The sequence below is a fragment of the Vagococcus sp. genome (assembly GCF_036639995.1).
Classification (GTDB): domain Bacteria; phylum Bacillota; class Bacilli; order Lactobacillales; family Vagococcaceae; genus Vagococcus.
Map to the genome: position 1 here is coordinate 24963 of NZ_JAVWHO010000010.1, position 13776 is coordinate 38738.

Genomic DNA, 13776 nt, shown 5'->3' on the forward strand with positions numbered 1-13776 from the left:
TAAGTTATTACAATAAACTCTTAAGCTCTACCTCTGGATACTTATCAGCGAACCAACGCATTGCAAATTGGTTTTCAAATAAGAACAAAGGCTGGTCAAAACGGTCTTTTGCCAAAATATTACGGCTTGAGCTCATTTTTTCATCTAATTGCTCTGGATCAATCCAACGCGCAATTTTAGTTCCCATTGGGTCCATAATCACTTCTGTATTGTACTCACCTTGCATACGATGTTTAAACACTTCAAATTGAAGCTGTCCAACTGCACCGATAATAAAATCTTCTGTTAAATAAGTTTTATATAACTGAATGGCACCTTCTTGTACCAATTGATATAGCCCTTTATAGAATGATTTTTGTTTCATTACGTTTTTAGCAGTAACACGCATAAATAACTCTGGTGTAAAGTGAGGTAACTCTTCAAATTCAATTTTTTCTTTACCTGTATAGATAGTGTCACCAATTTGATAAGTACCAGTATCATATAACCCAATAATATCCCCAGCAACAGCTTCTTCTACTTGTTCACGAGAATCTGCCATAAACTGAGTGGAATTATTTAATTTTATTTTTTTACTTTCACGAGACAAATGAACATCCATGCCACGCTCAAATGAACCTGAACAAATTCGGACAAACGCAATTCTGTCGCGATGAGCAGGATTCATATTGGCTTGAATTTTAAAAACAAATCCTGAAAAGTCTTCACTATATGGGCTGATTTCCTCTTCATTTTTTGTTTTATGAGCTGTTGGTTGTGGCGCAAATTTTAAGAATGTTTCAAGGAATGTTTCTACCCCAAAATTTGTTAAAGCTGACCCAAAGAACACAGGTGTTAATTCACCTTTAGCAATTTTTTCTTCTGAGAACTCATTTCCTGCTTCAATTAATAACTCCACATCATCTTTTACTTGATCAAAAACAGAGAGTTGTTTTAATGGATGATCCGTTACTAAATCATGCTCTTCATTTAATGGTAAGAATCTCTCGCCATCATATTTTTCAGGTCGAGCGATTTCAACTCGATTATTAAAGATATCATAAATACCTTCAAATCCTTTTCCCATACCAATTGGCCAGTTCATTGGATAAGAATCAATTTCTAGTACTTCTTCTAGCTCTTCTAATAATTCTAATGGTTCACGGCCATCTCTATCTAGTTTATTAATAAACGTAAAAATAGGAATATTACGCATACGACATACTTGGAAAAGTTTTTTCGTTTGCGCTTCAATTCCCTTAGCGCTATCAATAACCATGACAGCACTATCCACAGCCATTAACGTTCTATATGTATCCTCTGAGAAATCCTCATGACCTGGTGTATCTAAGATATTGACACGTTTGTCATCAAAATCAAATTGCATCACAGAACTTGTAACAGAAATCCCTCTTTGTTTTTCAATATCCATCCAGTCAGATTTCGCAAAATTACCTGTTTTCTTTCCCTTAACTGTACCAGCACTTCGAATAGCGCCCCCAAACAAAAGTAATTGCTCTGTAATTGTTGTTTTACCAGCATCCGGATGGGAAATGATGGCAAATGTTCTTCTTCGTTCGACTTCTTTTTGTTGATTAAACCCCATAGTAGTCTCCTAACTTATATTTATATTTAAATTGATCTTTTTTATCAAAACATTGTTAATTATATCATGTTTGGGGCTTAAAGTGAATGTAGGCCCTCTATTTTTAAAATTGTCTTTACAATTTATAAGTAAACAATAATCATTTATAAAAAGAAACAAAAAAACCTTAAAGTTAAAATATAAAAATTAACTTTAAAGTTTTTTATTTTTAAAAGATTTTCTCTACAACTGACTTAGCAGCTTTTCCTGATTCAAATTCATTAAATTTCTCTCTAAAATCAGATAACTGTTCTTTATATCTTTGTTCATACCCATCAAGATTAGTTAACGAATCCACAACTTCTTGAGTAGTTCGGCAAAGCTTTCCAGGAGCCCCTTCTTCTAAATCAGTATACATACCACGTAAAATATCGCGATAGTATTCTAAGTCATAAGTAAATAGAATTATTGGTTTATTCAGATTCGCATAATCAAACATAATAGATGAATAATCACTTATTAAAACATCTGTTATCAAAAGTAATTCTTGAGCATCAGGATAATCACACACATTAATAACAAAATCAGAAACGCCTTCTAAGTCAAGATTTTTTGACACAAAATAATGCAGCCTTACTAATAATACATATTCATCAGACAACTGTTCTTTCATCTTCTCTAAATCTAATTCTAGATTAAATCCACCAGTATTTCTAAAAGTTGGCGCATAAAGAATTACTTTTTTATCTTTAGGGATTCCCAACTTATTTTTAAGTATTTCTATTTTTTCTTTTTCCTGATTAGAGTTCACTAGAATATCATTTCTAGGAAATCCATATTCTAACATCTCACCATTAAACTCAAATACCCTTTTGGAAATATCTGTCATAAATTTACTAGGTGAAATAAGATAATCCCATCGACTATGACGAAGTCTAAAATTATCTAGTTTTTGTTGTGTGTCCACTTCATCTGTTACGTCAAGCCCCATTGTTTTTAAAAAAGTACCATGTAACGTTTGAACTTCTACACTTTTTCTTCTCTTCACATAGTTATTTTGCCAGTTAGCATTATTGAAAAAGTAAGTTGAGCGCGCTAAGTAATAGTAATATTGCCAACTATTTCTTTTGACTCTTTTAGCATTACCAGTAACTTCCGTATACGGATTATTAAAACTCCAAACACACTCAAGTTCTGGATACTGAGTTTGAATTTCTTCATAGATGGCCTTAGGATTACAACTAAATGATTTTCCCCAATAAGATTCAAACATAACGTATTTTTTCTTTTGTGGTAATAATCTCATTAACGGATACACATAGTCCGTTAACAACTTAGCTCTTCTTGGTCCTTTTTCAAAATACGTTTTCTCTAAAGTTGATGAAAGATTAATTAATCCATCCCTATCCGAAAATATTCTAAAATTATTTTTATCAATTGAAAATCGTGTATTTAATGGGTCCATATCTAATAACAAATTATTCGTGTACAATGCGCCTTCTGTTTCACACGTTTGTTTAAATGACCATTCTGAATTACCAAATAAATTTAGCAAATTGTTATCAAAGTCAATCTCATACAAGCTATCATAATTATGATTCTCTAATTTAATTATTTTAGGGAAAATTTTTATATGTTTACCATCTGATTTTCTTGTTCCTAAAACAAAAACTTTTTTTATTTTCTCTTTAGAAGAAATCAATTGACTAGTTGTAAATTGGATTTGATATTTGTCATCACTAATTTCACTTATTTTAAAATCAACTAATTTAGGCCTAACATGCTCATTTAAATTTATTTTTAACCATTTATGATACGTGCGTGTAAATCTAATTTCTTTTTCATTCCACACATCATATGTAGAAATAAAATCTTGATCTAACCAAACAATCATTGGCTCATCATTCTTAATAAGATATAAATAAAAATCTGAACCATATTCAGCATCTAGCATATTTTCAATATTAAAAATCAACTCAAATTTACCATCATCAAATCGGTTAAATGTATGATTGGGGATTTTTATGTTGTCTGTTGAATATTTAAAAAATGCTCCTGTAAATTCACCTAACATTATGCCAGATAATACCAACTCTTCATTTCTGATAAAGGGTTTTAAATTTTTAACAGTTACAGGTGCACTAATTATTTCTAATCGCCACTGCTTGTTATAAAGAACTCTATAACCGCGCTCCTCGTAAGTATAATCAGTTGGTCTAGATAACGCACCTTTACTTGGGTTTGTTACATACGTCTCTGCTTCATAATCTCCATTGTTAATAACTAACTTTATAAAACAATCTTCAGACAATAACTGATACAATTCTGGATTATTAACATCAACTTGTGTTTTATAATAAGAATAGTCGTAGTTTACATGACGTTTGATTAAGTGATCGTTCTTTCCACCACCATATAACTGAGTCGTTGATTTATCTTTTATAACTTCAGTGGGTAATTTTATTACTTCACTTTCATCTCGGTTAACTAAAAAAGCTTGTATTTTTACATTCTCATCCGTATTTAAATATTGTAAATACACAAATCCTTCAACACTTAAAATCCCTTTTGCCCATCTAACTTTTTTTGTTTTTGTTATAGGGATAATATCGCTAGACATATTAATTATCGGATTATCAAATATATTACTAAAGCTTGTTTCAGTTAAATCTTTATAAACATCTGAGCCTTTTTGACTAGTTTTTAAATCATTGAATTCTAAAATATTATTTTTAAATAAAACTAAATCGTCATATTTTTTATCTAAAACTAACTGGTACATCAAACGAATATTGACAGGAATTCTTGCTTCAAATACATCTGTTTTCATGTTATCTATATATTTTTTTAAAAGGTCTGAAAATAAATTAAAGTACTCTAAGTCCACATCAAGTAACATGTCAAAATACAATTTATAGTCTACAGTTAATTCTTTAAATTCTTTTTCCTCTAAAAATTCTTGATTATCAATATTTAATTCATTGACAACATCTGTAAAGCAGTCAACAGACTTAACTCTATCTAAAAGATTTTGAGTATCATGTCTATTCTGAGTAATTGAACGGTTAGTAGCACTATCCCTTAAACGCCATCTATAAACATAATCTAAAATAATATTAGTTTTCTTTGATAGAAGGTGAGCTTTCATAATACATGGAATATCTTCATATAGCATTCCTTCAAGAAACTTCAAATTATTTTCTTTAAAGAATGATGCTTTAAATAGTTTATTCCAAGCAGTTGTATCATAGATCAACTGTTTATTTTTTAATATGTGGGTTCCTTCCAAGTTATCAGAAAAAATTTTCTTATGTAGACCGCTTAAAAAGAATTTTCTTGTAGAATCAAATCGAGAGACATTCCCTACTACAATATCTGCATCATTTTTTAATGCTGATTCAAGCATGGCATAGTAAGCATTTGGATATATAATATCATCGCCATCCATGAAAATGAGATATTCTCCTGTGCTAGTCTCAATCCCTACATTTCTTGCTTTTCCTAATCCTACGCGATCAACATTTATTACTTTAATATTCTCATTCTCTTTTTGATACTCTTTTAATATAGCAGGAGTTTGATCTGTTGAACCATCGTCAACAACAATTACTTCTAAATCAATATTTTCCACTTCTTGTTCCAATAAAGAATCTAAAGCTTCGACAATATACTCTTCTACGTTGTAAATAGCAATTACAGCACTAATTCTAATCTTATCCATGTCATCCCCCTGAAGTATTTAAATTGTATACATTTGATTATTTCGTCTTATTTTACTTGATTTAGTCAAGAACATTATCCACAAACAACACTTTCCACTCCAAATCAACTAATATTCTAAAGTTTTCTGAACAAACCTTTAGACTTGAACGACTGCTTTACTTCAGCAATTTTAAGCAAGATGTCTAACATATATTTATATTAAAATTGATATTTTTTATCAAAACATTATTAATTGTATCATATTTAAGACTTAAAGTGAATATTGCACATCTTACTTTAACTTCTCCAAAAAGCAAAAAAGGCCACTATAGACTAGTGACCTTATAGATAATTTACTGGATATTTTACATATTTTTAATTAATGACAGTTTCTATTCAGGGGTATTGACGCCACCATCAACAACTCTGACAACTCTTGAAACAGTAGTCTGTAAGCCTTTTGAATCTACCACAGTATACTTCAATGTATATGCTCCTGGTGTTTTTAAGTCCACTGAGCCTTCGACAGTAATTTCCAATTTATTGCCATCTCTATCCTTTGCCCAAATTCCTTTAAGTGGATCAAAATCGCCATCTGATACTCTAACAGTCGTATTGCTAACACCCATGATAGACGGATTTAGTGTTGTCACAAAATCAGTATTAATATAGCCATACCACTTGCCATCCTTATCAAATAATGAATAATAATCTAAATCATTTATATGATAATAAACACGCTTAGCATTAAATTCTTTACCTAATAACTCATTAGTTTCATACAGAACATCCCAATTAAAGTTTTTATATACTCGTTGATTTTGGAGTGACACACGAACTTTTAGATCTGTTTCTTCTCCGCGACCAGATTTTTTCACATCTAAATCAAGCTCATCTTCAACAGCATAGCCTTGCCAAATGCCTATCTTGTCATATAAAGAATAATAAGTTTTACCATTGAAATGGTGATACATTCCTTTAGCAAGAATCGGACGTTTAAATGGTCTAAACATGACTGTATCACCATCAAGTTTATTTAAATCTTTTTGGATCACAGCACCAGTATCTTTGATATCCACATACTTATTGTACGCATAGTATGTCCCTTTAGCCCCATTATTTTTAGTTCCTTTTTCATTAATATAACCTTGCCAATTATCTTGTTGGTCATATAATGAATAGTAAACTGAGTCATTACGGTGATGGTACTCGTATTTCACTTTAAAGGTTTGACCATTTATATCAAGCCCATTATTTTTTATTTCCCAACCAAAATTTTGATACGTATTATAGTCAAAATTGATAACAGTAGCATATTTATTAACTTTAATCGCATCACCTTGTGCCGGTTTGGTTAAATCAATATCCTTTACACCGTCTTTATTTATATAACCTTGCCACGTTCCTTCTTTATCATATAACGAATAATAAGTTGAACCATTAATATGGCGATACAGATACTTAACAGTTAACGGCTTATTTTTAAGTGTTTTGCTATCTGTTTTTTTCTTCCATGAAAAATTTTGATGAATCGGATAATTTTTAGTTGTTACTTGAACAGTTTTATCAACTTTTTGAGCAAGTCCTTGCTTACCATCTGCGAATTTCACAGCATCTTTATTAACATAACCTAACCAAGTATTATTTTGATCATAAATTGAATAGTAAGAATAGCCATTACTATTATTGTATTGATATTTAATAAAAACCGTTGATTGATAAATATCTTTGGTATTTCCTCTTGGACTCCACTCAAAATTATTCCAAGTTTTGTAGTTCTCTTTTGTAACAGTTCCATATTTTGACACACTTATAGGTTTAGAAGCTGAGCTTTTTGAAGCTGCTTCTACGATTGTCGAACTACTTAACGAGGGAAACGCATTTAACCCAATTGTAGCTACCATTAATGTCATACCAGTCATTGCTAAAACAATCTTACTTTTTTTCATTTCTTCTCTCCTTACTATTTTTTATTTATATAACTAATAATAACTCCATAAGATAAAAAAAACGACAAAAAAAAGAACACTGTCAACCAAGTGTTCTCCTTAACTATATAAGCAATTTATTCTATTTCACTATCATTAACCAACGTATCCTCTTCAGGCTTAACTTTTTTCTTATTCAACTCAAGATAAACAAGAGTTAAATAAATAGGTGCGATTAGCACAAACGGAATGTAGTATCTGTGATAAGCAAGCATTAACGGTCCCACAATTAATGTTCCTAACAGTAATAACGTTGGTAGCATTGCCCATAAAACTTTTGTCATTTTTTTATACAACGCAATGGCAAGTAACATCAACATTAATATGATGTACACTGAATAATTATTAAATAAGCCAAGAACAGGCAGATTATCAATCATTTTAGCAAAACTCATTTTAACCAAACTCAAATCTGTGTTGATTTGAGGCTGTTTTAAATTATAAATATCAAAATGCGAGTTCGTCCACGGTGTTATCTTCGACGTTGATTCTAGTGATGCATAATAACCATTATGATTCGTCATCGTAAATAATGGGAATATTTGATGCATGGTTGCTTCAAAATACACAACCGGATGTGTCTTCAATTGTTTAGCCCAAACACCCAAATATGCTTTTATGTCTTCATCCGTTGCTTTTTCTCTAAAAGATTCCTTTACAGGGTCAGAACGAGTCGGCAGGTAAAGTTTAGGTAGTTTATCATAATCAATGACTTTATCGATGATTTCAGCCTCTTCTTTTGGGATCTCATCTTTATACTTTTTAACGTATCTGGCTGTTTGTTGAAATGGAACAGAATATTTTTCTCGCTCTAGCACAGTATTTTCAACATCATAATAAGAAATCAGGGCATTTTCGATAACTGCACTAAAAAGTAACGGCATCATCACAGCTGCAATTAACACCACATGATTTCCTTTTTTTTGAATCAATTTAATTAGTGCATAAGGAATAAAAATAATCAAAACAGGAACCAACGCATAAATGGCATTTTTTCTTAAAAGAATAGCAAATGTCAAAGCAAAGGCCGTCATCAAATAGGCTTTCTTAGCAAAATACACTTCTCTATCATACATATACAAACACACAGTGGCAATGACCACTGCAAAAGAATGAGAAAACATTGTGTCTTTCACAGGAACCGTAATTAAATTATTTAAAATCGGAACCAATGCTGCAAAACTTGCATAAATATAAGATGGCGCAATTTTAGTAGTCAACTTGTTAATCACCCATGCGGTATAAGCTACACACACTGCTGAACCAACCATTTGATAAAGCGCATGGAAAAAGACACCTAGTGAAGGATTTCCCATTTTTGTTGCTAATTTAACCGCGTTTCCAAATAATGCTGTAGAAAAAATAGGGTGGTCATTTCTTAAAGCCATATCTCCATTGAACTGAATTAACTGAATCAACGTGTCATAAGAAACAGTTCCTGGAAAGTCTATCAATACAATCGGAATCAACAGGATAATATAAATTAATAAAGCTGAAATAAACACATGCTTTTTCATAAATTCCGGAAGTTTAAAGCGATGCCCTTTTTCAATTCGACTCTCTTTTTCTTTAAATCTAAATATAGTTAACATATACATCAACGTGCGTTGTAAACAATTATAAAATAAAAGCCAGCCTGTAAACATAATCACTGTTTTAACAGTTTGTACTCCACCTTCAAACAAAATATCCCACGTTCCCTTTTGAAGGTCTGGCACATAAAAAGCTGAAGCAGATACGGCAAAAATTGCTAAAATAGCAGATAAAACATATTGAATCCAGTTAATCTTAATTTTTGATTTCGCCAAAAATGTTAACCAAATAAACAGAAAAATAAATAAACCAGTTACTATCAAACGGTTCATTTCAATAGAAAGCATTATTTCATAAAACAAATGAAACGTGAATTTCAAAAAGTGATTAGACATTCGCTCGTAGGAACTAACATCAAAACTATGAATTTTAGGTGTCATCACTAAGCCAATTGACATTATAAATGCCATTAGTGTTATTTTTATTTTTTGTTTCATTATTAATTATGCATTCCCCATGTTTAAGAATGCAATACCTCCTAATATTAGCAATAATCCAATAATTTTATACAATGAAAAACTTTCACCAAGAAAGAATGTTGCACCTAGCATAATAGTTACATTAGTTGCAGCTAAACCAATCGGTACAATATAACTCACATCATTTTTCCCGATAATAATCATCCACAACACAAAACTAACTAAATAACATAGTAAACCAAGCATACTAGTATAAGACATATTAAAACCAATAATTTTATCAGTTAATGTAAACTCAACGGCTGTGGAGCCTAATTTGAATAAAATAATACCTGCTGAAGATAAAATGACATATAAAACAAATAGAATCATCTAATCATCCTCCATTTTCTTTTTTAATAATGACACTTCTTGGACTAATTTTGTAATTTTTTTATTTTGAACTGAAACAATCGAAATAAGTCCAATAATTTGATACGATAAAAAGATAATGCAAATAAATAAAATAAAATTCATTGGTGTCTCAAAACCAGCTAAATCAGATAACTTAAATATCCATTGCGGCTTAACAGCTGCAATTAAAGTAATAATACCTGCAACGAGCCACTGAAACGCATAGTTAATAAAAAACGCATCTGAATTAACTGTCTTTACAATATATATCAAAACAACAATTGAAATAATAAATAAAAACACATTAAATACTGTCATTTACACAAACAGTCCTTTCATAAATAGATAAGAATAAACAAGGAGACTTAATCAATCTTTGTTTGTGATGAATCATCCTTTTTATTTGTTTTCTTAAAACTAAGCAGTAATATCGATAAACAAACATCAATCATGTAAGCAATCGAATTGATTGGTGAGATTGAAGACTTGCCATCCTTACGTTCAAACATATTTGCAGGAACTTCTTTAATTGAATACCCGTGCTTACTAATATAGACTGTCGATTCTGGTTCTGGATACCTAACCGGATAGTTTTCTGCTAATAATTTAATAATTTTTTTATTAGCTGCTCGGTAGCCCGATGTCACATCATAAATTTTGATTCCTGCAGTTAATTTAATAAATTGACTAATCACCTTAATACCAAATTGACGCATCAAAGAAGACTGAAAATTGTCATCTGATTTTTTCACAAAACGTGAACCAATTGAAAAATCAGCTTCTTCTTTTAGCAATGGCTCTATAACATCTGGTAACGAATTAATATCATGTTGCCCATCTCCATCGAATTGAACAGCAATATCATAGTCATTTTCAAAAGCATATTTATAACCAGATTGAACAGATCCTCCAATACCAAGATTGTGAACAAGTGATAACACATTCTTATTGTTTTCTTTTAATAGCTGAAGTGTTTGATCACTTGAGCCGTCATTTACAACGAGATAATCTAGTTCAAATCCTTTAGCTTGAAATGTTTCTACATTTTCAATAGTCGTCAATATACTTTTTTCTTCATTGTATGCAGGAATAATGAGTAAAACGTTCATTAATTTCTCCTTTTGTATAGTTTTTCACATTTATTATAGAAAAAAATTGAAATAACAACTCTTTCCTTTGAATAATAAAATACGTTGATAATCAATCCATTTTATCATATTTGTTTTACTTTCACATTACAATTTATACATTTTATTATATAAAATTATGGCAATACGTATTTTTCCCAAATGAAAAAGGGACTAACTTATTTAGTCAGTCCCTTTATACTATTCATCTTTTTCTCTATCAGACGTGTTCTTTATCCGACGATATTTTTCCTCTTCAACATCTTCTTCTTTCTCATGAACATTGACTTTGATTTCTAACAAACGTGTGCCTTCAACCTTATTAGTTGTCAGTGTCACATTTTCGACATCAAGAGACAAGGTTTCATTCTCCTCTGGAATCACACCAAGAGCAGTAATTACATAACCTGCCATTGTATCAACATCGTTCATATCAAGAGACGTTTCGAAAATTTCATTAAAGTCGTCAATTGGCATTTTAGCTTGAACAATATATTCGTCTTCGCCAATTTTTGTATAAAGCTCTTCAATTGTTAATTCATCTGACTCATCATCAATCTCACCAACAATTTCTTCTAATAAATCTTCAAAGGTTACAAGACCTACAACACCACCATACTCATCTAAAAGAATTGCCATATGGTTTTGTGTTTTTTTAAGCTCAACAAGTAAGTCATCAATAAAAATAGTTTCAGGAACATATAAAGGTTCATGAATAACCTTTAATAAATCTACATTCTCAAAACCAGTTCGTCTAGCTTCTTTTAGTAAATTTTTCAAATGTAAGATACCAATTACTTTATCCTTGTCATCATCATAAACAGGAATACGAGAAAAATTATTAGATAGTACTTTATCAATATTTTCTATTGCCGTATCATGAATATCAATCATAAAGGCTTCTGTACGAGGGACCATTACCTCACGGGCTAAAGTTGTGTCCATATCAAAGATTCCTTGAACCATTTCAAGTTCATCCGAATCAAGGACACCCTCATTGGTTAAAATATAAGCCATCTCTTCTCGAGTCATTTTATCATTTGCATCATCAAAAGTCATTGGTGTTATACGGCTTAACAAATTTGTTGAGCTAGATAACAACCAGACAAAAGGCTTCATAATGACACCTAAAAACTTAATAGGTCCCATAACAAATCGTGCCACTTCTTCTGATTTATTAAGTGCTATTCGTTTTGGATAAAGCTCTCCAAAAACAATAGACACGTATGTTAATAAAACCAAAATAATTATTTGGGATACTTGTTTTGCCCAAGCCACGTCACCAAATAATGGTGCTAATTTTTTGGCAAACGAATTAGCTAAAGACGCACCGGCTAAAATATTAACAAGTGTGATTCCGACTTGAATCGTTGATAAAAACATGCCCGAGTCATTAATTAATCGTAGCAGTTTAATTGATGCTTTATCTCCTTCACTCGCCTTTTGTTCAACTCGGCTTTTATTAACCGAAACTACCGCCATTTCTGCCGCTGCAAAAAAAGCATTTAGCAAAGTTAAAACAATCAAAACAACAATATTAATTAAAATAGACTGACTATCAGGGTCAGCGTTCATAAGCGTGTTCTCTCCTTAAAATAAAATACGTAAATTTTGTAAATTAATTACTCTGAAATCGTATCACAACTGAACAATTTTGACAATTGTTTATCCTACTTTTTTTGATTCTCCAGGAAGGTTGATTTACTCTTTTCTTTCTTATTTAATTGCACCATATCATAGACATAAACGAAGATTGTTTTACATACTGCATAGAATGGCACCCCTAAAATCATACCCAATAAACCAGCAATGTTTCCCGCCACTAACAACAAGATAATAATAGTTAATGGATGAATATCTAAACTCTTACCAATCACATTCGGGTAAATGATATTGCCATCAATTTGTTGAACAATTAATACCACAATACAGGCAAAAACTGCTTTCCAAGGATCCGTAAAAACAGTCACAACAACGGCCGGTGCTAACCCAATATATGGTCCAATATAGGGAATCATATTAGTCAAACCTGCAATGAAACCAAAAAGAAAGGCATAGTCTACACCGATTAACATATAACCAATACTTGTTGAAACACCAACAAATAAACACTCTATCATCTGACCACTGATATATTTTTCAATGGTTTCGCTCATTTTACTTAGTAACTCAAGCATCTCGTTTTTATGACTTTGTGGGAAATATTTTTCAATTGCTGGAATAAATTTGTGACCATCTTTTAGCATATAAAATAGAATAAAAGGAACTGTCACAACCAACATCACAATACCTGCAACAGACGAGACGAAAGAACCAATACCAGAGCTTAAACCATTAAAAGTAGTTTGAGCAATATTGCCTAAAGATAAGTTCCACTTATCAATATATGACTGTAAATCAATGTCCTTAGCCATCGGATGACGGGCTACTTGATCTGCCCAATCTTCAACAGTTGTGATAAATTGTGGCATTTTTTTCATTAAAGCTGTTACCTGATTGATTAAATTAGGAATTAAAGATGAGATAGAAACAACTATAATTCCTACTAATAGTAGCATTACTAAGGTTACAGCCAACGTTTTCTTGATTCCTTTCTTCTCTAAAAAAGAAACAATTGGCTTAAATAAATAATATAAAAATCCAGAAATTAAAATCGGTGCAAACATTGTTGTAAACATCGTTGCTAACGGTTTAAAAATAAAGTTAATCTTAGTTCCAACTAAAATTAAAGTAGCAATTACTAATAATTCAAGCGACCAAAACATTAATTTTGATCGTTTCATTTTATCGTACATAGTTTTTCCTCCAATATTCAATTAACTCAACATGCATTCATTGGTTAATCTGATTACCCTATAGTATAATATATTCTAACTGAAATTGCTTTTATTATTTAATGAATTCAAACAAAAAAATTAAAGGAGCTTATTTTATGCTAACAATGAAATATACGAAAGACATTAATTCAACAATCTATCAAGAATCTTTAG

At 31.0% G+C, this 13776-nt stretch carries 9 protein-coding genes; all 9 read right to left on the reverse strand.

Going from position 1 to position 13776, the window contains the following annotated elements; translation table 11 throughout:
- Positions 1-7 precede the first annotated feature (7 nt).
- Positions 8-1585, reverse strand: a complete 1578-nt coding sequence (locus RR554_RS04720; protein ID WP_332462910.1) for a peptide chain release factor 3 — start codon at positions 1583-1585, stop codon at positions 8-10.
- Positions 1586-1793: 208 nt separating this feature from the next.
- Complete coding sequence (locus tag RR554_RS04725; RefSeq protein ID WP_332467521.1) at positions 1794-5285, reverse strand: bifunctional glycosyltransferase/CDP-glycerol:glycerophosphate glycerophosphotransferase; 3492 nt, start codon at positions 5283-5285, stop codon at positions 1794-1796.
- 373 nt (positions 5286-5658) lie between these two features.
- Positions 5659-7215 carry an immunoglobulin-like domain-containing protein gene (locus RR554_RS04730; protein ID WP_332467522.1) on the reverse strand — a complete coding sequence of 519 codons (1557 nt, stop codon included), beginning with the start codon at positions 7213-7215 and terminating at the stop codon, positions 5659-5661.
- Positions 7216-7331: 116 nt separating this feature from the next.
- Positions 7332-9257 (reverse strand): DUF6020 family protein, encoded by a 1926-nt coding sequence (locus RR554_RS04735; protein WP_332467523.1) that lies wholly within the window; start codon positions 9255-9257, stop codon positions 7332-7334.
- 33 nt (positions 9258-9290) lie between these two features.
- Positions 9291-9638, reverse strand: a complete 348-nt coding sequence (locus tag RR554_RS04740; protein WP_332462914.1) for a hypothetical protein — start codon at positions 9636-9638, stop codon at positions 9291-9293.
- Positions 9639-9977: a DUF2304 domain-containing protein gene (locus tag RR554_RS04745; protein WP_332462915.1), complete on the reverse strand. Its 339-nt coding sequence runs from the start codon at positions 9975-9977 to the stop codon at positions 9639-9641. It lies immediately after the preceding gene.
- Between the two features lie 47 nt (positions 9978-10024).
- Entirely contained in the window at positions 10025-10768 is a 744-nt protein-coding gene (locus RR554_RS04750) for a glycosyltransferase family 2 protein (RefSeq protein ID WP_332462916.1), read from the reverse strand.
- 219 nt (positions 10769-10987) lie between these two features.
- Positions 10988-12361 (reverse strand): hemolysin family protein, encoded by a 1374-nt coding sequence (locus RR554_RS04755; RefSeq protein WP_332462917.1) that lies wholly within the window; start codon positions 12359-12361, stop codon positions 10988-10990.
- A gap of 95 nt (positions 12362-12456) precedes the next feature.
- Positions 12457-13581: an AI-2E family transporter gene (locus RR554_RS04760; protein ID WP_332462918.1), complete on the reverse strand. Its 1125-nt coding sequence runs from the start codon at positions 13579-13581 to the stop codon at positions 12457-12459.
- Positions 13582-13776: the final 195 nt, after the last annotated feature.